Here is a 21,131-nt window from a genome sequence, read left to right on the forward strand (position 1 = left end):
CTAAACCACCCAAAACGCTTTGAAATGGAAGATATAGGACCGAAATGCTGGCGGAAAAGACGCTATCCTGCGGTGTGGTGATCGTTGCCGCCGGGCGCGGCGAACGGGCAGGCAGCCACGCCGAGGGCCCGAAGCAATACCGCCGCATCGGCGGAAGGCCGGTCATCTCCCATACGCTCGATCTCTTTGTCAATTGGCAGCCGGCCCGACATATCGTGGTCGTGATACATGCCGATGACGAAGCCATTTTCGAGGCGGCGCGTGCGGCGTCGCTCCCCGCCGGCGATCGCCTGACGGTCGTGCACGGCGGCGAGACGCGCCAGCAATCCGTGCTCGCCGGCCTGGAAGCGCTCGCCGACAGCGATATCGGCCACGTCCTCATCCAGGATGCGGTGCGCCCCTTCGTCGAGCCCGCCATCCTGGAGCGCACGCTTGCCGCCTTCCACGACGGTGCGCGCGCCGTGCTGCCCGCCGTCGCCGTCGCCGACACGTTGAAGCGGGCGGATGCCAGCGGCAATGTTATGGAGACCGTTTCCCGCTCCGGCCTTTTTGCCGCGCAGACCCCGCAATCCTTCGATTTCGCGGCGATTCTCGAAGCGCACCGCCGGGCAGCCGCCTCCGGCTGCAGCGATTTCACCGACGACGCATCGATTGCCGAATGGGCCGGGCTGGGCGTGCATCTCATCGAAGGCAGTGCCGGTAACGTCAAGCTCACCTTGCGAGAGGATATCACCATGGCCGACCAGCGCCTTTTCCAAAGCCTGCCGGATGTCCGCACCGGCAACGGCTACGACGTGCACCAACTCGTGCCCGGCGACGGGGTGACGCTCTGCGGCATCCTCATCCCGCACGACCAGAAACTCTCCGGCCATTCCGATGCGGACGTCGCGCTGCATGCCCTGACGGACGCCCTGCTCGCCACCTGCGGCGCCGGCGATATCGGCGATCATTTTCCGCCCACCGACATGCAATGGAAGGGTGCGGCCTCGCGCATCTTCCTGGAGCACGCCGCCGCCATCGTGCGCAAGAACGGCGGCACGATCATGAATGCCGACGTCTCGCTGATCGCCGAGGCGCCGAAAGTCGGCCCGCACCGCGAGGCGATGCGCAAAAACCTTTCCGACATGCTCGGCATTTCACTCGATCGCTGCTCGGTGAAGGCAACCACCAACGAGAAGATCGGCTTCGTCGGCCGCCGCGAGGGCATTGCGGCGATCGCGACTGCGACCGTCGTCTACAGGGGAACCGACCTATGAGCATCTGGCCCGCCGATATCGAAGAATCCGCCCGGCGCATCGTCGCCGATTTCACCGAGCGCAAGCTCCTGCTCGCCACCGCCGAATCCTGCACGGCAGGCCTCATCGCCGCCGCCATCACCGAAATTGCCGGCTCGTCCATCATCTTCGACCGCGGCTTCGTCACCTATTCCAACGAAGCCAAGCGGGAGATGATCGGCGTCGCCAATGCAACGCTGAAGGCGCACGGTGCCGTCTCCCGCCCCACGGTCCTCGAAATGGCCCAGGGCGCAATCGGCAACTCCGGCGCCAATATCTCCGTCGCCGTCACCGGCATTGCCGGCCCCGGCGGCGGCTCGGATGACAAGCCGGTCGGCCTGGTCCATCTCGCCGCAGCCCGCACCGGCCAGGAAACACTGCACCGGGAAATGCGCTACGGCGACATCGGCCGCAGCGCGGTACGCCTCGCGACCGTGCGCACGGCGCTGGAAATGCTGGTCGAAATCGGCAAGGATTAATTGGGGCAGAGCGCGTAGATACTCATGGCGAAATTCGCCTCGTAGAGTGCGGTATCTCCCCAGAAAGCCTGGCCGGCTGGAAAATTCTTCGCGAGGAAAGCATCGACGCTCGCCCTCTGCTTTTGGGCGAGCGCCTTGTAATCAGGCGTCTTGCGCTTTTCGCTCACACATTTCGTGAAATCCGGAATGGGGCTTGTCCGCTCCACGAAGAGCGCCTCGAAATCGCTGGAACTCAATGCCTTGCCGGTCTCAAGCGCAGCGATCTTGCGGGCCGCCGGTGCGGACAGCACGATATCGAACGTCTCGACATGGAAAAAGTCGCCGAGACGCCGGTCCTCGTCGCCAAGTTCGGCCCCCTCGACGGTATAGGCCTTGCCGACGAGCTTGTAGCCGCTCACCTCGAAGGCCAGACGCGCCGAAACCTTCACCTTCAGCGCCTTCTCGCGCTCCGGTTTCTCGTCCTTGAAGAGCGGAGGCTGCATCGTCTCCGTGTCCACAATGCGCATCTCGCCGCCGACGTCGATCGCCGCCGGATCGGAGGAATAGGCGTGACGCGCGTTGTAGAAGGCCAGCATCTCCGCTTCGCGTATGGGGAAGAAGGCGCGATCCAGATAAACGGGATTTCGTGGCAAGCCGCCGTCTCTGCCTTGGATCGTCATCTTCACATCCGGCCCGATACGATAAGTTCCGGCGAGCGGCCGGTTCTGTTCGTCGAGAAGCAGGATGTAGTCTCCCGGCGCCTCCTGCGCGGTCGCAGGCGTGCAGATGAAGGCGATCAGGGCGAAGGGCGCAAACCGGGTGATCATGCCCCGGTAACGGGCGAGCGGACGAAAAAATTCAGGCGGCCGGATAGATCGCCGCCGCGCGCTTTTCGAAAGCATCCGTGAACATGCGGAAGGCGCGGTCGAACATCGATCCCATCAGGGCGCCCAGAATGCGGCTCTTGAACTCGTAATCGATGAAGAAATGCACGTTGCAGCCGCCCTCCGGCAGCGGCTCGAAGCGCCAGCGGTTGTCGAGATAGCGGAACGGCCCGTCAATATATTTAACGTCGATCGCAAGCTCCGCCCGGTTGAGCAGCACCTGCGTGGTAAAGGTCTCGCGGATCGCCTTGTAGCCGACGGTCATGTCGGCGACGAGCAGCTCCTTGCCGTCGCGCTCCTTGCGCGAGCGCACGGCGAGCCCCTCGCAGAGCGGCAGGAATTCCGGGTAGCGCTCGACATCGGCGACGAGGGCATACATCTGCTCGGGCGTATGGGGAACCGGGCGGCGGGTTTCGAACTGGGGCATGGCCGAGAGCTAATGAACCTCGGCTAGTCTTGCAAGTAGGCGGTCGTTTTCGCCCCGCGATTTCAACACGCAAACCGGTACGTCGCGGCCATAGGCCGCAAGGTTCTGCTCGATCTCCGGGCTCTCCGTCTTCTCGAAATTCCAGACATAGGTCAGGAATTCGCGATTGATACGCTCCGGGCAGTTTTCCGCCATTTCCGGCCGCGTGCGCCCGCGATAGCGCAGCCAGCGTGAGATCACTCCATAGACCGTCATCCAGCGCGGCGGGCGCAGCCAGAGAACCAGATCGGCCCGCGGCAGGCGCAGCGGCAACGTTCCGGGGCTGGTGCCGTCCATGATCCAGCGCTCCTGCGCGACGAAGGCTTGCAGGCGAACCAGCGCCTCTGCACGCGGCCGCTGCTGCCAGCCGGGCAGCCAGAAGATCTCGCGATCCATGGAGACATAGGTGAGGCCGAGCCTGTCGGCGAGCTGGCGCGCCAGCGTGCTCTTGCCACTGCCCGAACAGCCGATGACAAGCACGCGCCCGGCCGTCTTCAGTCGCTTGGCCGCCGCATCGATCGTGATCGCCATATCCCGCCTCCTGAAACGAAAAACCCCGCCGTCGGGCAGGACGGCGGGGCTTAAAGGAGGATGACGGAAAAGTCTATTCCGCAGCGGCCAGAACTTTGCGCTCGCGGGCGGCGCGAAGCCGCGCGAAATCGTCGCCGGCATGGTGCGAGGAGCGCGTCAGCGGGCTCGACGAGACCATCAGGAAGCCCTTGCTGTAGGCGACGGTCTCATAGGACTTGAACTCATCCGGCGTCACGAAGCTCATGACCGCGTGGTGCTTGCGGGTCGGCTGGAGGTATTGGCCGATGGTGAGGAAATCGACGTCGGCGGTGCGCAGGTCGTCCATCAGCTGGAGCACTTCGTTGCGCTCTTCGCCAAGGCCCACCATGATGCCCGACTTGGTGAACATGGTCGGGTCCAGTTCCTTCACGCGCTGCAACAGGCGGACGGAGTGGAAGTAACGCGCACCCGGACGAACCGTCAGGTAGTTGCCCGGCACGGTTTCCATATTGTGGTTGAAGACGTCCGGCTTGGCGGCGACGACGCGCTCCAGTGCACCAGGCTTCTTCAGGAAGTCGGGCGTCAGGATTTCGATCGTCGTCAGCGGCGAGGCCGCGCGGATCGCCCGGATCACCTTTTCGAAATGCTCGGCGCCGCCGTCGGCGAGATCGTCACGGTCCACCGAGGTGATGACGACGTGCGAAAGTCCCATCTGCTTGACGGCCTTGGCAACGTTTTCCGGCTCCGCCATGTCGAGGGCGTTCGGCTTGCCTGTCGCCACGTTGCAGAAGGCGCAGGCGCGGGTACAGATCTCGCCCATGATCATGAAGGTAGCGTGCTTCTTGTCCCAGCACTCGCCGATGTTCGGGCAGCCCGCCTCCTCGCAGACCGTCACCAGCTTGTGGGCGCGCACGAGATCGCGCGTTTCCTGGTAGCCCTTGGAAACCGGTGCGCGCACGCGGATCCATTCCGGCTTGCGCAGCACCTCGGTGTCCGGCCGGTTGGCCTTTTCCGGGTGGCGCACCCGCTTGCCATCGGGCGAAGGATTGGTGCGGTCGAGAATGGTGACCATATCGTTTCCACTTCCTGGCGGGCTCAAGCGCCTGCCCTGCGGACCCTGAAAGAGTGAGCCCGCCTCATGTGGAGGCGGGCTTTAGCACGTTCAAGCGTTCAGCGCACGCCCATAGGCATCCAGCACGCTTTCCTTCAGCGTTTCGGAAATCGTCGGATGCGGGAAGATCGTGTGCATCAGCTCTTCCTCGGTCGTCTCGAGGTTCATGGCGATGACGAAACCCTGGATGAGTTCGGTGACTTCCGCGCCGACGAGGTGCGCGCCGAGCAGTTCGCCGGTCTTCTTATCGAAGATCGTCTTCACGAGCCCCTGGTCTTCGCCAAGCGCAATCGCCTTGCCGTTGGCGACGAAGGGGAAGCGGCCGACGCGGATGTCGCGGCCCTGTTCTTTCGCCTTGGCTTCGGTGAGGCCGACGGAGGCGACCTGCGGGTGGCAATAGGTGCAGCCCGGGATCTTCGACTTGTCCATGGGGTGGACGTTCGGCAGGCCCGCGATCTTCTCGATGCAGATGACCGCCTCGTGCTCGGCCTTGTGGGCGAGCATCGGCGGGCCGGCGACGTCGCCGATCGCGTAGATGCCCGGCACGTTGGTCTTGCCGTAGCCGTCGATGGCGATGAAGCCGCGGTCGGTCTTCACGCCGATGGCTTCGAGGCCGATATTTTCCACGTTGGCCTGGACGCCGACAGCCGAAATCATCCGATCGGCGGTGATCTTCTCGACCTTGCCGTCCTTCATCTCGACATGCGCGGTCACCAAATTGGCACCCTTCTCCACCTTGGTGACCTTCGCCTCCAGATGGATCTTCATGCCCTGCTTTTCGAACTGCTTCTTGGCGAGCGCCGAGATTTCGACGTCCTCGACCGGCATTACCGTCTTCATCACCTCGACCACCGTCACATCGACGCCGAGCGTGCGGTAGAACGAGGCGAACTCGATGCCGATGGCGCCCGAGCCCATGACGAGCAGCGACTTCGGCATCTCTTCCGGCTTCATCGCTTCGAAATAGGTCCAGATCAGCTTGCCATCCGGCTCGATGCCCGGCAGCGCGCGCGGGCGGGCACCGGTCGCGATGACGATATGCTTGGCGGTATAAGTGCCTTCCGGCAGCACATTCTTCGGCAGCGGCGCCTGCGGCTGCTGGATCGCCTTGGTCGTCTTGGACACGACGATCTCGCCCGGCTTGGTGATCTTGGCCTCGCCCCAGATGATATCGACCTTGTTCTTCTTCATCAGGAAGCCGACGCCGCCGTTCATGCGCTGCGCGATGCCGCGCGAGCGGGCGACGATCGCCTTCAGGTCCGGCGTCACCGCGCCTTCGATCTTGATGCCGTAGTCGCCCGGATGCTGGGCGTAATGGAAGATTTCGGCGGAGCGCAGCAGCGCCTTGGTCGGGATGCAGCCCCAGTTGGAGCAGATGCCGGCGAGGTGTTCGCGCTCGACGATGGCCGTCTTCAGGCCCAACTGGGCGGCGCGGATCGCGGCGATATAGCCGCCCGGACCCGAACCGATAACGATGACGTCGTAAGTCTGAGCCATGTCGTTTCCTGCCTTGTTTCTCGCGCGGGCACAAACACCGCGTCTATGTTCTCTTCGTTCACAATCCGAGCATCATGCGCACGACGGGCTCCAGCCCGCGGCCGATCGCCCGCGTGTTTTCCGCATCGAGATGCACGCCGTCGAGTGGCGTCGTCTGCGCCACCGAACCCGCATCGAAGAAGCCGCAGCCGCTCTCGTCCGCAAGGTCCGCATAAAGGGTCGCCAGCATCGCCGATTGCTCGACGCCACCGGCAAACATCGCCGCAAAAGCGGTGTTCGCCGTCTCGCAGATCGGCGGCGGCGACACGAGCAGGATCTCCGGCCCGGCCTCGCCGCCGAACGACCAGGCATGGTGGCGCACCAGTTCCACCAGCCGCTCCATGCCCTGCACCGCGCCGAATGCCGTGCCGCAGATCGTGGGCTTCATGTCATTGGCGCCGAGCAGGATGATCACGAGGTCGATCGGGTCGTGGCTGTGCAGGATCGTCGGCAGGATGCGCGCGCCGTTGCGGTCGCAATCCGCCAGGTGATCGTCATAGGCGGTGGTGCGGCCATTCAGGCCCTCGGCAATGACGGTGACCTCCGGCCCCAGCGCCTTGGCAAGCACGCTCGGCCAGCGATCCTCGAAGGAATGCCGGTCGAGCGCTTCCGCGTTATAACCCCAGGTCAGGCTATCGCCGTAGCAGAGAACCGTCTTCATGGCCGCACTCCGCTTGTCAGACGAGCATCCCCATCGGGCTTTCGATGTAGCGCTTGAAGGCGCCGAGCAGTTCGGCACCGAGCGCGCCGTCGACGCAGCGATGGTCGGTGGAGAGCGTTACCGTCATCGCGTTGACGATGACCATCTGGCCCTTCTTGACCACGACCCGCTCCGTGCCGGCGCCGACCGCGAGGATCGTCGCATGCGGCGGGTTGACGACAGCGGCGAAGTTCGAGACGCCCATCATGCCCATGTTGGAGACCGCGGTCGTGCCGCCCTGGTATTCCTCGGGCTTCAGCTTGCGTTCCTTCGCCCGCTTGCCGAGGTCCTTCATCTCGTTGGAGATGGCCGACAGGCTTTTCAGCTCGGCCTTGCGGATGATCGGCGTGATCAGGCCGCCCGGGATCGACACGGCAACGCCGACATCGGCATGCTTGTGCTTGACCATGTTGGTGTCGGTCCAGGAGACGTTGGCATCCGGCACGTCGCGCAGCGCAAGGGCCATGGCCTTGATGACCATGTCGTTGACCGAGAGCTTGTAGGCCGGCCTGTCGTCCTTGCGCGGTGCAGAATCGTTGATCTGCGCCCGCAGCGCCAGCAGCGCATCGAGCTCCACGTCGACCGACACGTAGAAGTGCGGGATCGTCTGCTTGGATTCCTGCAAACGCTTGGCAATCGTCTTGCGCATGCCGTCATGCGGCACGAGCTCGTAGGAACCCTGCTCGAACAGCTTGAGCACGGCCTCTTCCGACATGCCCTTGGGGGGTGCTGCGGGTGCAGCCGAGGCGGCAGCAGCCGGGGCTGCGGCAGCGGCAGGCTTTGCACCGCCGGAGGCGACCGCCTTTTCCACGTCGCTCTTCACCACGCGGCCATGCGGGCCGGAACCGGTGATCGCCTTGATGTCGATGCCGGCATCCTTGGCGATGCGGCGGGCGAGCGGCGAGGAGAACAGGCCGTTGCCGTCCTTGGCAGGCGCTGAAGCAGCGGCAGCCGGCGCTGCCGCAGCAGCAGGCTTTTCCGCTTCCTTCGGCGCTTCGGCCCTGGCTTCCGCCTTCGGCGCCTCGGCCTTTGCCGAACCACCGCCGGCAGCCGCTGCCGACACATCTTCGCCGTCGGCGGCGAGGATGGCGATGAGAGTGTTGACCTTTACGCCTTCCGTACCGGCCGGCACGACGAGCTTGGCGACAACACCTTCGTCGACGGCTTCGACTTCCATCGTCGCCTTGTCGGTCTCGATCTCGGCGATGACGTCACCGGATTTCACGGTGTCGCCTTCCTTGACGAGCCACTTGGCGAGGTTGCCCTCTTCCATGGTGGGCGAAAGCGCCGGCATCGTAATGTTGATCGGCATGGATGCGCCCTCCCCTTATTTGTAGCAGACGGTTTTGACCGCCTGGACGACTTCGCCGACATTCGGCAGCGCCAGCTTTTCGAGGTTTGCGGCATAGGGCATCGGAACGTCCTTGCCGGCGATCGTCAGGATCGGCGCATCGAGATAGTCGAAGGCCTGCTGCATGACGCGGGTCGCGATCTCGGTGCCGACGGAGGACTGCGGATAGCCTTCCTCGACGACCACCAGACGGCCGGTCTTCTTGACCGATTCGATGACGGTCGGCAGGTCCATCGGACGGATGGTGCGAAGGTCGATCAGTTCGACGTCGATACCGTCCTTTTCCAGTTCCGCAATCGCCTTCAGCGCATAGGTCATGCCGATGCCGAAGGAGACGACGGTGACGTCGCTGCCCTTCTTGTGGATGCGCGCCTTGCCGATCGGCAGCACGAAATCGTCCATCTTCGGCACTTCGAACTGCTGGCCGTAGAGGATTTCGTTTTCGAGGAAGATGACCGGGTTCGGGTCGCGGATGGCGGCCTTCAGGAGGCCCTTCGCATCGGCAGCCGTGTAGGGCATGACAACCTTGAGGCCCGGAATATGGCTGTACCAGGCGGCATAGCACTGCGAGTGCTGGGCCGCGACGCGCGCTGCCGCGCCGTTCGGGCCGCGGAAGACGATCGGCGCGCCCATCTGGCCGCCCGACATATAGAGCGTCTTGGCGGCGGAGTTGATGATCTGGTCGATCGCCTGCATGGCGAAGTTGAAGGTCATGAACTCGACGATCGGCTTCAGGCCCGTCATCGCCGCGCCGACGCCTACGCCAGCAAAGCCGTGTTCGGTGATCGGCGTATCGATGACGCGACGGTCGCCGAACTCCTGGAGAAGACCCTGCGTGATCTTGTAGGCGCCCTGGTATTCGGCAACTTCCTCGCCCATGACGAAGACGTCCTGGTCGCGGCGCATTTCTTCCGCCATGGCGTCACGCAGCGCTTCGCGCACCGTCGTCATCACCATTTCGGTGCCAGCCGGGATATCCGGATCGGCGGCGACTTCGCCCTTCGGCTGGGCCGGAACCTTGTCGGACGCGACCGAAGCCGGCTCCTCGGATGACGGGCGGGCCTTGCCGCCTGCGTCTTCTGCGGCGGCGGCCGGCGTATCGGCGTCGGCCTTCGGTGCCGATGCCTTCGGCTGCGATACGGCATCGGCGCTTTCGCCGTCCTGCAGCAGCACGGCGATCGCCGTGTTGACCTTGACGCCCTCGGTGCCGGCGGCGATCAGAATCTTGCCGATCACGCCTTCATCGACGGCTTCGACTTCCATCGTCGCCTTGTCGGTTTCGATTTCGGCGATCACGTCGCCGGACTTGACGGTGTCACCCTCGTTCTTGATCCATTTGGAGAGCGTGCCCTCCTCCATGGTCGGAGACAGGGCGGGCATGAGAATCTCGATTGGCATTTTTCGTCCCTCCCCGGATTTACAGCAGGATGTCGGTGTAGAGCTCGGATGCATCCGGCTCCGGATCGGCCTGCGCAAAATCGGCGCTGTCGGCGACGATGTCACGGACGTCCTTGTCGATCTTCTTGAGATCGTCCTCGCTTGCCCACTTGTTTTCCAGAAGACGGGCGCGCACCTGCTCGATCGGGTCGTGCTCGGAGCGCATCTTCTGCACTTCGTCCTTCGAGCGGTACTTCGCCGGGTCGGACATCGAGTGGCCGCGATAGCGATAGGTCTGCATCTCGAGGATGACCGGACCCTTGCCGGCGCGGCAATGTTCGACGGCTTCGTCGCCGGCAGCCTTCACCGCACGAACATCCATGCCATCCACCTGGAAACCGGGGATGTTGAAGGACGCACCGCGATGCGAGAAATCGGTCTGGGCGGAGGCGCGCGAAACGGACGTGCCCATGGCGTAGCGGTTGTTCTCGATCACATAGACGACCGGCAGTTTCCACAGAGCCGCCATGTTGAAGCTCTCGTAGACCTGGCCCTGGTTGGCAGCGCCGTCGCCGAAATAGGCGAGCGAGACATTGTCGTTGCCGCGGTAACGGTTGGCGAAGGCCAGCCCCGTGCCGAGCGAGACCTGCCCGCCGACGATGCCGTGGCCGCCGTAAAAATTCTTCTCCTTGGAGAACATGTGCATGGAGCCGCCCTTGCCCTTGGAAAGGCCGCCGCGCCGTCCGGTCAGTTCCGCCATCACGCCGCGCGGGCTCATGCCGCAGGCGAGCATGTGGCCGTGGTCACGATAACCGGTGATGACCTGGTCACCCTCCTTCAGCGCCAGCTGCATGCCGACGACGACCGCTTCCTGGCCGATATAAAGGTGACAGAAGCCGCCGATGAAGCCCATGCCGTAAAGCTGGCCGGCCTTTTCCTCGAAACGCCGGATCAGCAGCATCTCGCGATAGGCCTTGAGGTCGTCTTCCTTGGAGAATTCGCCGATGGTGCCGCCGGTGAAGTCTTTTTTGACAGGCTTAGCCGCCGTCTTGCGGCTGGACGTGGACGCGGTTTTACGCGGAGCCATGCGTTCCTCCCTATGTTTGCCTCTTGACGGAAACCATAGGGGAGAAATTCCACCTCAGCAATGCCATAAATGCATGGCTTGTATTCTTTGTAAGTCGCTGATTAGTAAGGGAGATTTACGATTAACCAGATTTCGGTTAATCCACCTCCTCAGTGGAAAATCACGATTTCGTCGGCCCGCGACATGTTGAGATACGAGCGTGCCTTTTCGTCCAGCATGTCGCGCTCGAGCGAGCCGTCGCTCATCAGAGCCACTTCTTTTTCCAGGATCTGGCGCTGGCGAACGAGCACGTCCAGGCGCGCCTGACGCTCCACCCTCCGCCGCTCGAATTCCTCCATCCCCCTGAGGCCGAAATCGCCGTGCACGGAATGATAGCCGAAGTAGGAAAGGAATGCGACCGTAATTACCGGCAGGGTAAGTCGGCCGAATTTCCGCTTTTTATGGTGTTTGGTCCACATGCAGGTGCCCCGATACGCAATACGGATTCGATACTAGCGCCAAGGGGTTAACCGATCATTGACCATGATGGGCGGGGCGCGGAAAAGCCGCGCGGTCCGCGGCACGACACAGGGAGCGTCCGTGCGCGCTGAGTGGATCCTCGGGTCAAGCCCGAGGATGACGAAGGAGAGGTTGGTGGGGAAAGCGGGAGGAACGGGACGGCCAGAGGAGGATAGTGTCTATTCCGCGCTATGGTCTCCACGAATGGATAACGCCGCCTGCGGCGCCCCTCCTCCGACAGGACGGGAAGCCCGTCCCTCCCCACTGTCATCCTCGGGCTCGATCCGAGGATCCACGCCGCAGCCGCGAGTGACATCGGACACGAATCCACCGAGCAAATGGACCCGTCACCTCCCCAAAAACAAAACCCGCACCTTGCGATGCGGGTTTTGCCGTTTTGGAGAAACTGTTTGTCGATCAGCCGCGCAGGATGCCGCGGCCGGCGAACTTTGCCTGCGGGCCGAGCTGTTCCTCGATGCGGATCAGCTGGTTGTACTTGGCGGTGCGGTCGGAGCGGGCGAGCGAGCCGGTCTTGATCTGGCCGCAGTTGGTGGCGACCGCGAGGTCGGCGATCGTCGAATCCTCGGTTTCGCCGGAACGGTGCGACATGACGGCCGTGTAGCTCGCCTTGTGCGCGGTCTCGACGGCGTCGAGCGTCTCGGAGAGCGAGCCGATCTGGTTGACCTTGACGAGGATCGAATTGGCGACGCCCATCTTGATGCCGTCGCGCAGGCGCGCGGAGTTGGTCACGAACAGGTCGTCGCCGACGAGCTGGACCTTTTTGCCAATCTTGTCGGTCAGCGACTTCCAGCCGTCCCAGTCGTCTTCCGCCATGCCGTCCTCGATCGAGAAGATCGGGTATTTTGCAGCAAGCTCCGCCAGGTAGTCGGCCATGGCCTCCGGCTCCAGCGTGCGGCCTTCGCCTTCGAGCACGTATTTGCCGTCCTTGAAGAATTCGGTCGAGGCGCAATCAAGCGCGATATACATGTCCTCGCCCGGCTTGTAGCCGGCCTTCTCGATCGACTTCATGATGAAATCGAGCGCGGCCGGAGCCGACGCCAGACCCGGCGCGAAGCCGCCTTCGTCACCAACGTTCGTGTTGTGGCCGTCGGCAGCAAGCTGCTTCTTCAGCGTGTGGAACACTTCCGAACCCATGCGCACGGCGTCGCGGATGTTGTCGGCGCCGACCGGCACGATCATGAATTCCTGGAAGTCGATCGGATTGTCGGCATGCGCGCCGCCATTGATGATGTTCATCATCGGCACCGGCAGGATGCGGGCGTTCGGGCCGCCGACATAGCGGTAGAGCGGCAGGTTGGCAGCCTCGGAGGCGGCCTTGGCGACGGCAAGCGACACGCCCAGGATGGCGTTGGCGCCGAGGCGCGCCTTGTTCGGCGTGCCGTCGAGCTCGATCAGCGTCTGGTCGATCAGGATCTGGTCTTCGGCTTCGAGCCCGCCGACCGCTTCGAAGATTTCGCCGTTGACGGCGGCGACCGCATTTTCGACACCCTTGCCGAGGTAGCGCTTGCCACCGTCCCGCAGTTCGACGGCTTCATGCGCGCCGGTCGAGGCGCCCGAGGGAACGGCGGCGCGGCCGAAGCTGCCATCTTCCAGATGCACGTCCACTTCGACGGTGGGATTGCCGCGGCTGTCGAGAATCTCGCGGCCGATGATGTCGATGATAGCGGTCATGGATATCGTCCTGTTCTGGGTTTATAAATCGATTAAAATCTCTCTTAATCGATGATGCGGAAATTACAATGGCTGAGCCGCGCCGAGCGGCAACGGATGACACGCCTCTGTGTCATCCGTTTGAAATCGTCACGCCTTGGTGATGTCGTCGAAGGCGATGAGCTTTTCGAGAAGCCGCGGCATGTCCTTCAGGTGCACCATGTTCGGGCCGTCGGAAGGCGCGTTGTCCGGGTCCTCATGCGTCTCGATGAAGAGACCGGCAACGCCCACGGCAACGGCCGCGCGCGCAAGCGTCTCGACGAATTCGCGCTGGCCGCCGGAAGAACCGCCCTGCCCGCCCGGCTGCTGCACCGAATGGGTCGCGTCGAAGACGACCGGCGCGCCGAGCGAGGCCATGATCGGCAGCGAGCGCATGTCGGAGACGAGCGTGTTGTAGCCGAAGGAGGCGCCGCGTTCGCACAGCAGCACGTTCGGATTGCCGCTCTCGGTGAATTTCGCCAGCACGTTCTTCATGTCCCAGGGCGCCAGGAACTGGCCCTTCTTGACGTTGATCGTGCGGCCGGTCTTGGCGGCGGCGATGAGCAGGTCCGTCTGGCGCGACAGGAAGGCCGGGATCTGCAGGATGTCGACCGTTTCGGCGACGATCGCGCATTGTTCCTCGGTGTGGATGTCGGTCAGCACCGGAAAGCCGAAATCCTTCTTGAGGTCGGCAAAGATTTCCATCGCCTTTTCAAGCCCGATGCCGCGCTTGCCGGAGAGCGAGGTGCGGTTCGCCTTGTCGAAGGAGGACTTGTAGACGAGGCCGAGGCCGAGCTTGTCGCAGAGTTCGACGAGCGTGCCGGCGATCATATAGGCGTGGTCGCGGCTCTCCATCTGGCAGGGGCCGGCGATCAGCGAAAACCGCTTGTCCTGGGCAAAGGTGACCGTCTTGGCGCCTTCGCCGACGACGACTGTAGAATTGGTGTTCATCTCATTCTCCGAAGACAAAAAGGACGCCCTGCCCCGGTGCCGGCGGCACGAGAAGGCGGTTGTCCCGTTGATGGAAGGCGACACCGCGCTCCGTAAGCAGGCGGTGACATTCCTTTAGATCTGCAACCTTGAAAACGACCGCCCGTCCCTTGAGGCCGCGGTCCGTGCCGGCAAGCGGCGAAAGACCGTAAAACCCTTCAAGCCCAGCATCGTTCAACACGGTGATGCGGCCGCGCGGCGTATCGACGGACATGCCGAAGGACAGGGCCTCGACCTCGCGCTCGTCCGCCGCCTCCTGCACGAGATACTGGAAATCGGTCGGGTTCTGCTCCGAGAGCACGACCTCAGACAGGGCGGTCACGCCATTCTCATGACCTTCCAGCGCCTTGCGGTCGGACGGCAGCGGCAGGATGCGCTGCGAGGCGAAGAAGAAGAAATCGGGGCTGCGCAGATCGGCGGCGAAGGCGAGGCGAAAGCTGCCGGTCGCCTTGGTGCCGTCGGGCAGCACCATGTCGCGGGAGAATTCCAGAACCTCGCCGCCGGAAATCCCGGACGTCGTGTAGCGCTGGTCGTCCTCCCAGGCGTCACTGCTCGCCATGGCGATGCCGGAAAATCCTTCGATACCGCGGCGGAAGCGAAACGCCTGGTCGCGCGCGACGAAGACATTGCCGCCGCGGGCGGCTTCCTCGCATTCCTCGCGATTGGCGATGCCGAGCGGCTCCAGATAGCTGCCGTCGGCGAGGAAAACGCAACAGTTTTCCGTGCCGAAGGGATGGCGCGCATCCTTTGCGACGGTGAAGCCAAGCTGTGTGAGGCGCTCGCGGGCAAGGCCGAGATCGGACACCGGCAGCACCAGATGATCGATCGGGCGGGGCGTTCTCGAACTCACGGTCATGGGTAAAAATCCGGTCGTGTTTCAGGCGCCCCGTGCTTTGCATGCTTTCCGCCCGCAATGCAAGCACCAGCGCCGCGCACGGCGGGCACCCGGAACTTTTCCGCCCTCGAACCATTCCAGTGGACCTCTTCCGACCGGAGCATTCCCATTTCCAAGACCAACGACATTACCCGGCAGCGCGATCTTCACGAGTCACGCCCCGTCTGGGCCGGTTCGCCGCGCATTACGCTCCGCACGCGCCAAAAGCCCGCCCGTGACAGCTATGACGTCATCATCGTCGGCGCCGGCATTTCCGGCGCGCTGATGGCGCATGCGCTGGCGGACGGCCGCCGCTCCGTGCTCGTCGTCGATCGCCGCCGCCCGGTGCATGGCAGCACGCTCGCCAGCACCGCGATGATCCAGCACGAGATCGACATTCCCCTGCATGTGCTCATCGGCATGATCGGCGAAGAGAAGGCGCGCCGCGCCTGGCAACGCTCGGGACGCGCCGTCGAGCAATTGACGCGCATCGTCGCCGACCTCGACCTTTCCTGCGGTTTCGAGCGCAAGAAGACGCTGTTTCTGGCCGGTGACGAATATGGCAGCCGCGCCCTGCGCACGGAAGTCGACGCCCGCCACGCCGCCGGCATCGAGGCGGATTTCCTCGACACAGCAGCCCTTCGCGACGGCTTCTCCATAGACCGCACCGGCGCGATCCTCAGCGACATTTCCGCCTCCGCCAACCCCGCCCAGATGGCCGCCGGCATCCTGCGCGCCGCCGTGTCGCGCGGTGTCGAGGTGGTAAGCCCGCTTGAAATCACCGATGTGCGCGCGACGACGCAGGACGTCTTCCTCGCGACCGCCGACGGCAAGATCATCTCCGCCGGCCACGCCGTCTTCTGTTCCGGCTATGAATTCCTGGAAGCCGTCGCGCACAAGGACCATGCCATCATCTCCACCTGGGCGATCGCCACCCCGCCGGCAACCGATCTGCCCGGCTGGCTGAAGGATTGCATCGTCTGGGAGGGCGCCGATCCCTATCTCTACCTCCGCCGCTCCCGCGACGGCCGGCTGATCGCCGGCGGCGAGGACGAGGAGGACGAAGAGGCTTTCGCCTCGCCGCAGAAGCTGAAGAACAAGGCGAAGACCATCCGCAAGAAGGCCGAAACCCTGCTTGGCCTTTCGCTGCCGGAGCCCGAATATTCCTGGGCCGCGCCCTTCGGCACCACGCGCACCGGCCTGCCGCTCATCGGCCGCGTGCCCGGCATGGACAATGTCTTTGCCGTCATGGGCTTCGGCGGCAACGGCATCACCTTCAGCCAGATCGCCGCCGAGATCGTGTCGTCGCAGATTGCAGGCCATGGCGATGCGGATGCCGACCTCTTCGCACTTAACGGCAGCGGTGCTTAAGCGGGCGGCTCACGACCGAAACCGCTTGCGGTATTCCCCCGGCGTCAGGCCGACGATGCGGGCAAAAACCTTCCGGAACGCGCCCGGATCGACATAGCCGACATCGCCGGCCACGCTGTCGACCGAACGCGTGGTGAATTGCAGCATCTCCTGCGCCTTCGCCACACGCAGCCGCTGGCAATAATCGGTCGTCGTCAGCCCCGTCGCCTTGCGAAAACGCCGCAGGAACGTGCGCGCCTCCAACCCCGCCTGCGCCGCGAGCCCGTCGAGGCCGATCTCCTTCGCCTCGCTTGCCTGCAACCAGTGCTGCACCTTCAGGATCGCCGCGTCGCCATGCAGCAGGCGCGGCGAAAAGGTGCTGTAGTAGCGCTGCTCGCGCCCCGGCGGATCGATGACGAATTGCCGCGCGATCTCCAGCATGACCGTCGGCCCGAGAAAGTGGTCGATCAGCTTCAGCCCGAGGTCGACCCAGGCCATCACGCCGCCCGCCGTGAAGATATCGCCGTCGTCGTTGAGCAGGCGGTCCGTATCGACAAGCACATCCGGAAAGCGCATCTCGAACGTCTCCGCGATCACCCAGTTGGTGGTGATCGTGCGGCCGGTCAGAAGCCCGGTCTCGCCGAGCAGAAAGGCGCCGGCGCAGATCGAGGCGAGCTGGATGCCGGCGGCATGGCAGTCGCGCAGCCAGGCGGCGAAGGGTGCCGCATCCTCCCGGCGGATCGGATCGCCAAGGGCGGGCGGCAGGACGAGCACACAGGGCCGCGACGCCCCGTCGATGGCGCCGCCAGCGTCGATGCGCACGGGCGCACCGTCCTCCAGCCGCCAGTGGCTGACCACCAGCGTCGGCCCCGCCCGCCCCTTCCTGCCGGCAAGTTCCGTCGCCGAATTGAAGAGATCGGTCATGCCGAGCACGGCGGCCATCTGCACGCCGGGATAAAGCACCAGTCCGATCTCGGCCGCGTCTGCCATGTCACTTTCACCCTCTATTATGTCGGTATCGCCAATGGCGAGACATGGCAGGGCGGAGGCACAATGTCCATGACATCAAGTAACAGGGAAAGGACACCCCATGAGCAAACGCGCCGTCATCATCGTCGACCTCCAGAAAGACTATCTCGCCACCGGCAAATTCGCGCTGACCGGCATCGACGCCGCCACCGCCAATGCGGCCCGCGTCGTCGAGGCTGCGCGCGAAAAAGGCGACCGGATCGTGCATGTCCATCACATCGCCAAGGACGCCGCTTCGCCGCTCTTCGCCCCCGGCACGGATGGCATCAACCCGATCCCGGCCATCAAGCCGCAGGACGGCGACACGGTCATCGTCAAGAACTATCCGAACTCGTTTCGCGAGACGACGCTGCAACAGGCCTTACAGGGCATCGAGGAGGTGGTGGTCGTCGGCGCGATGAGCGACGTCTGCATCGACGCGACGGCGCGCGCGGCCGCCGATCTCGGCTACGGCCTCACCGTGGTGCACGACGCCTGCGCCACGCGCGACAAGGCCTTTGGTGATTCGGTCGTGCCGGCCGCCCAAGTCCATGCCACGATCATGTCGGCGCTGGAATTCGGCTACGGCAAGGTCACGACGACGGCGGATTTCCTCGCATAATCCCGAAAAACCAAACGAAAATCGTCACCTCCGCCGTCGGCGGGGGTGACCAACGTCCGTGCACCTTTGTCCCGGCGGGCCACGCCAAGGCGGCCCGTCATTCCCATGTCATGTGACAATGGTGTTTCTTCCCGCGTGACTGAATCCGGCTGCCGCCAGCATGGCCCGGCGCCTTTCGGAGTATGCGTGAATGGACATGGCTCAGGCCTTCGCCCTTGCCTCGGGCGCTCTCGTCGCCACCAATGCCGCCAGCATCCTCATCGCCGGACGGCGGCTGAAGGCCGCCGATGCCGCATCGCCGGAAATCGAGGAAAAGCCGCCGGTATCGATCGTCGTGCCCGTGCGCGGCATCGAGAACTTTTCCGCCGAGACGCTCGCCCGCGCCTTCCGCCTCACCTGGCCGGACTATGAACTGCTGTTCTGCGTGGCGCATGCCGGTGATGCGATCATCCCGGAAATCGAAAAGACCGCGGCGGCGCATCCGCGTGTCGCGGCCCGCATCCTGATCGGCGACGACCGCATCAGCGCCAATCCGAAGCTCAACAATTGCGTCAAGGGCTGGCAGGCGGCGCGCCACGACTGGGTGGTGCTGGCCGATTCGAACGTGCTGATGCCGCCGGATTATATCCAGCACCTGATGGGCGGCTGGCGGAGCGATTCGGGTCTCGTCTGCTCGACGCCGCTCGGCTCGCGCCCGGACGGGTTCTGGGCGGAGGTGGAATGCATGTTCCTCAACACCCAGCAGGCGCGCTGGCAATATGCCGGCGAGGCGATCGGCCTCGGCTTCGCGCAGGGCAAGAGCATGCTCTGGTACAAGCCGATGCTCGACGCCAACGGCGGCATCCATGCGCTGAACGCCGAGATCGCCGAGGATGCGGCCTCGACGAAGCTCGTCAGCCGCCTCGGCCTGAAGGTCCACCTCGTCTCCTCGCCCTTCGAGCAGCCGCTGGGGCGGCGCACCGGCCAGGAGATCTGGTCGCGCCAGTGCCGCTGGTCGCGCCTGCGCCGCGTCACCTTCCCCGGCTTCTTCGCCCCGGAAATTCTTCTGGGCGCCCTGCCGCCGCTGCTGCTGGCGCTGGCCACGGCGCTGATCGGCGACGCGACGCTCGCGCCAGCCGCCCTGCTGGTGCTCGCCGCCATCTACCTGCCGGAAGTCGCCCTTGCCCTAGCCAAGGGCTGGCGGCTTTCCGTCTGGTCGGTGCCGGCGATGATCGTGCGCGACTGCATGATGCCGGCCGTGTGGCTTCGCAGCTGGGTCGGCGGCGATATCGACTGGCGCGGCAACACGATGACGATCGGCACGACCGTCTGCGAATTGAAGGAAGCGCCCGCGGGCTCGTAACCGTCAGGCCTTCACCCGCAGCCCGTCCAGCAGGGTCCGGAAGCCGTGGACCGCCCGTTTCGACGTCTCCTCCGGCGTCTCGGACTTGGCGATCCACAGCGCCGCGTGGCTGCTCGCCCCGTTGATCAGGCGGGCGGCCGTCTCCGTGTCGATATCGGCCATCACGCCGTCGGCCTTCAACTGTTCGATGCTGTGGCTGAGCGCCGCGATGCAGCCGCTCGTCGTCTGCCATTGCGAGACGTCGCCGAGCACCGCCGGCCCGTCGCGAAACATGATGCGCTGGATTTCCGGCTCCAGCGCCATTTCGATATAGGCGACGCACTCCTCGACGAACCCGTCCCATCGGCTTGGCGCACCGGCCGAAATCAGGTTCAGCCGCGCCGTCATCTCCGCGTCGATCTGCTGGATGACCGCCTGGAGCAGGCCCTTCTTGTCGCCGAAATGATGGTAGAGTGCGCCGCGCGTCAGCCCTGCGCCTGCGGTGAAATCGTCCATCGACGAGCCTGCATAGCCGACGGTGCCGAAAGCAAACCGCCCGGCAGCGATCAGCTTGGCCCTCGTTTCGGCGATCATTTCCTCGCGCGGCTTGCGCATGGCAGCTCCTTTTTACATACGCCGCGTATTTTATTTGACATACGCTGCGTATGCAACTATCTCTTCGACATACGCCACGTATGTAAGTGGCTGACCATCCATTTGCGAGGAACAGGCCATGGCCAACCCGTACAAAGAGATTTTCAGCGTGCCAGGAACCGTGGGCTTCTCCGCCGCCGGCTTCCTCGCGCGCCTTCCCATCGCCATGGCGCCGATCGGCATCGTCGCCATGCTGTCGCAGACGCGCGGCGAATATTGGCTCGCCGGCGCCGTCTCCGCCACCTTCGCGCTGACCAACGCCCTCATCTCGCCGCAGGTCTCCCGCCTCGTCGATCGCTACGGCCAGGCCGCCGTGCTCACCCCGGCAACCATCGTCTCGGTCGTCGCCTTCCTGCTGCTGATCGCCGGCACGAACCAGGGCTGGCCGGTCTGGACGCTCTTCGCCAGCGCCTTCCTCGCCGCCGCCATGCCGAGCATCCCGGCCATGCTGCGCGCCCGCTGGAGCGAGATTTTTCGCGATCGGCCGGAGCTCAACACCGCCTTTGCCTTCGAATCGGCGGCGGACGAGCTGGTCTATATCGCCGGCGCCTCGCTGTCGGTCGGCCTTGCCGTCGCGCTGTTTCCCGAAGCCGGCATGCTGATCAGCACCGCCTTCCTCGCCGTCGGCAGCTTCTTCTTCCTGCTGCAACGCGGCACGCAGCCGCGCATACACTCTGTCGCCGGCGGCAAGCCGCAGACATCGGCGATCCGCCTGCGCCCGGTGCAGATCATCACGCTGGCGCTGATCTTCGTCGGCTCCACCTTCGCAACCGCCGAAGTGAGCGCGGTTGCCATCACCAAGGAACTCGGCCAGCCGAATGCCGCAAGCCTCGTCATCGGCGTCTATGCCATCGGCTCCTTCGTCGTCGGCCTCGTCCTCGGCGCGCTGAACCCGAAGATGGCGCTGCAAAAGCAGCTTCTGATCGCCGTTACCGTGCTGGCGCTCACCGCCCTGCCGCTGCCCTTCGCCGGCACGGTGCCGCTCCTGGCCGTCGCCGTCTTCGTCAGCGGCATCGCCATCTCGCCGACCTTCATCACCGCCTTCGGCCTGGTCGAGCGCCGCGTGCCCGGCGCCATGCTGACGGAAGGCGTCACCTGGGTCACCACCGGCATCGGCATCGGCATGGCCCTCGGCGCCTTCGTCGCCGGCTGGGCGGTCGATAATTTCGGCGCCCAGAACGGTTTTTGGGTCTCCGTCGCCGCCAGCATCGGCGCCCTCACGACCATCGGCCTCGGCCAGCGCACGCTCGCCGGAGAAAAAAATTGCGCCGACGGCGTCTGCCCGCCGGCACAGGCCGCCGAGTAACCCTCGTCCCCGAAAACAGAAAGCCCGGCCTGCGCCGGGCTTTT

Annotated in this window: 21 protein-coding genes; 6 read left to right on the plus strand and 15 right to left on the minus strand. The window is 64.4% G+C overall.

The genetic code is table 11. The features are described 5' to 3' along the window. Nucleotides 1-44 precede the first annotated feature (44 nt). Complete coding sequence (locus tag VGN93_RS01435) at nt 45-1,256, plus strand: bifunctional 2-C-methyl-D-erythritol 4-phosphate cytidylyltransferase/2-C-methyl-D-erythritol 2,4-cyclodiphosphate synthase (RefSeq protein ID WP_327506040.1); 1,212 nt, start codon at nt 45-47, stop codon at nt 1,254-1,256. A 2-nt stretch (nt 1,257-1,258) separates the two neighbouring features. After that, nucleotides 1,259-1,753: a CinA family protein gene (locus tag VGN93_RS01440; RefSeq protein WP_414713979.1), complete on the plus strand. Its 495-nt coding sequence runs from the start codon at nt 1,259-1,261 to the stop codon at nt 1,751-1,753. Here the strand turns inward: VGN93_RS01440 and VGN93_RS01445 are convergent. From VGN93_RS01445 to VGN93_RS01505, 13 genes are all read right to left on the minus strand, one after another. Continuing rightward, on the minus strand, nt 1,750-2,559 hold the full coding sequence (locus VGN93_RS01445; protein WP_327506042.1) for a hypothetical protein: 810 nt from the start codon (nt 2,557-2,559) through the stop codon (nt 1,750-1,752). The genes VGN93_RS01440 and VGN93_RS01445 overlap by 4 nt on opposite strands. 31 nt (nt 2,560-2,590) lie before the next feature. Continuing rightward, the gene (locus tag VGN93_RS01450; RefSeq protein WP_319323675.1) at nt 2,591-3,043 is read right to left on the minus strand and encodes a type II toxin-antitoxin system RatA family toxin; all 453 of its coding nucleotides are present in this window, start codon (nt 3,041-3,043) and stop codon (nt 2,591-2,593) included. A 9-nt stretch (nt 3,044-3,052) separates the two neighbouring features. Beyond that, nucleotides 3,053-3,613, minus strand: a complete 561-nt coding sequence (locus VGN93_RS01455; protein WP_327506043.1) for an AAA family ATPase — start codon at nt 3,611-3,613, stop codon at nt 3,053-3,055. Nucleotides 3,614-3,686: 73 nt separating this feature from the next. After that, nucleotides 3,687-4,664 (minus strand): lipoyl synthase, encoded by a 978-nt coding sequence (gene lipA / locus VGN93_RS01460; RefSeq protein ID WP_327506044.1) that lies wholly within the window; start codon nt 4,662-4,664, stop codon nt 3,687-3,689. Nucleotides 4,665-4,754: 90 nt separating this feature from the next. Beyond that, the gene (gene lpdA, locus VGN93_RS01465; protein WP_327506045.1) at nt 4,755-6,200 is read right to left on the minus strand and encodes a dihydrolipoyl dehydrogenase; all 1,446 of its coding nucleotides are present in this window, start codon (nt 6,198-6,200) and stop codon (nt 4,755-4,757) included. A 58-nt stretch (nt 6,201-6,258) separates the two neighbouring features. Then, nucleotides 6,259-6,900 (minus strand): SGNH/GDSL hydrolase family protein, encoded by a 642-nt coding sequence (locus tag VGN93_RS01470; protein WP_327506046.1) that lies wholly within the window; start codon nt 6,898-6,900, stop codon nt 6,259-6,261. A gap of 16 nt (nt 6,901-6,916) precedes the next feature. After that, the gene (locus tag VGN93_RS01475) at nt 6,917-8,251 is read right to left on the minus strand and encodes a pyruvate dehydrogenase complex dihydrolipoamide acetyltransferase (RefSeq protein ID WP_327506047.1); all 1,335 of its coding nucleotides are present in this window, start codon (nt 8,249-8,251) and stop codon (nt 6,917-6,919) included. Between the two features lie 15 nt (nt 8,252-8,266). Further along, complete coding sequence (locus VGN93_RS01480; RefSeq protein ID WP_327506048.1) at nt 8,267-9,688, minus strand: pyruvate dehydrogenase complex E1 component subunit beta; 1,422 nt, start codon at nt 9,686-9,688, stop codon at nt 8,267-8,269. Nucleotides 9,689-9,707: 19 nt separating this feature from the next. Then, nucleotides 9,708-10,754, minus strand: coding sequence for a pyruvate dehydrogenase (acetyl-transferring) E1 component subunit alpha (gene pdhA / locus VGN93_RS01485; RefSeq protein WP_327506049.1), 1,047 nt, complete (start codon nt 10,752-10,754; stop codon nt 9,708-9,710). Nucleotides 10,755-10,903: 149 nt separating this feature from the next. Further along, nucleotides 10,904-11,212 (minus strand): septum formation initiator family protein, encoded by a 309-nt coding sequence (locus tag VGN93_RS01490; protein WP_319323667.1) that lies wholly within the window; start codon nt 11,210-11,212, stop codon nt 10,904-10,906. A gap of 457 nt (nt 11,213-11,669) precedes the next feature. Next, nucleotides 11,670-12,944 carry a phosphopyruvate hydratase gene (eno, locus tag VGN93_RS01495; RefSeq protein ID WP_319324857.1) on the minus strand — a complete coding sequence of 425 codons (1,275 nt, stop codon included), beginning with the start codon at nt 12,942-12,944 and terminating at the stop codon, nt 11,670-11,672. Nucleotides 12,945-13,073: 129 nt separating this feature from the next. After that, on the minus strand, nt 13,074-13,913 hold the full coding sequence (gene kdsA, locus VGN93_RS01500) for a 3-deoxy-8-phosphooctulonate synthase (RefSeq protein ID WP_327506050.1): 840 nt from the start codon (nt 13,911-13,913) through the stop codon (nt 13,074-13,076). 1 nt (nt 13,914) lies between these two features. Continuing rightward, nucleotides 13,915-14,808 carry a VOC family protein gene (locus VGN93_RS01505; protein WP_327506051.1) on the minus strand — a complete coding sequence of 298 codons (894 nt, stop codon included), beginning with the start codon at nt 14,806-14,808 and terminating at the stop codon, nt 13,915-13,917. Nucleotides 14,809-14,865: 57 nt separating this feature from the next. Here VGN93_RS01505 and VGN93_RS01510 point away from each other — a divergent pair, with 57 nt between their 5' ends. Then, entirely contained in the window at nt 14,866-16,197 is a 1,332-nt protein-coding gene (locus tag VGN93_RS01510; protein ID WP_327506052.1) for an FAD-binding oxidoreductase, read from the plus strand. Nucleotides 16,198-16,206: 9 nt separating this feature from the next. On the opposite strand, the gene VGN93_RS01515 is transcribed toward VGN93_RS01510, so the two are convergent. Continuing rightward, nucleotides 16,207-17,166 (minus strand): GlxA family transcriptional regulator, encoded by a 960-nt coding sequence (locus tag VGN93_RS01515; RefSeq protein ID WP_327506053.1) that lies wholly within the window; start codon nt 17,164-17,166, stop codon nt 16,207-16,209. Between the two features lie 100 nt (nt 17,167-17,266). On the opposite strand from VGN93_RS01515, the gene VGN93_RS01520 reads away from it, so the two are divergent. Together VGN93_RS01520 and VGN93_RS01525 are read left to right on the plus strand one after the other, a co-directional pair. Beyond that, complete coding sequence (locus tag VGN93_RS01520; RefSeq protein ID WP_327506054.1) at nt 17,267-17,806, plus strand: cysteine hydrolase family protein; 540 nt, start codon at nt 17,267-17,269, stop codon at nt 17,804-17,806. 196 nt (nt 17,807-18,002) lie between these two features. Beyond that, nucleotides 18,003-19,148, plus strand: a complete 1,146-nt coding sequence (locus VGN93_RS01525; protein ID WP_327506070.1) for a ceramide glucosyltransferase — start codon at nt 18,003-18,005, stop codon at nt 19,146-19,148. Nucleotides 19,149-19,151: 3 nt separating this feature from the next. On the opposite strand, the gene VGN93_RS01530 is transcribed toward VGN93_RS01525, so the two are convergent. Beyond that, entirely contained in the window at nt 19,152-19,742 is a 591-nt protein-coding gene (locus tag VGN93_RS01530) for a TetR/AcrR family transcriptional regulator (protein ID WP_327506055.1), read from the minus strand. Between the two features lie 118 nt (nt 19,743-19,860). On the opposite strand from VGN93_RS01530, the gene VGN93_RS01535 reads away from it, so the two are divergent. After that, nucleotides 19,861-21,087, plus strand: a complete 1,227-nt coding sequence (locus VGN93_RS01535) for an MFS transporter (protein WP_327506056.1) — start codon at nt 19,861-19,863, stop codon at nt 21,085-21,087. Nucleotides 21,088-21,131 lie beyond the last annotated feature (44 nt).

The sequence above is a fragment of the Shinella sp. genome (assembly GCF_035998705.1).
GTDB lineage: Bacteria > Pseudomonadota > Alphaproteobacteria > Rhizobiales > Rhizobiaceae > Shinella.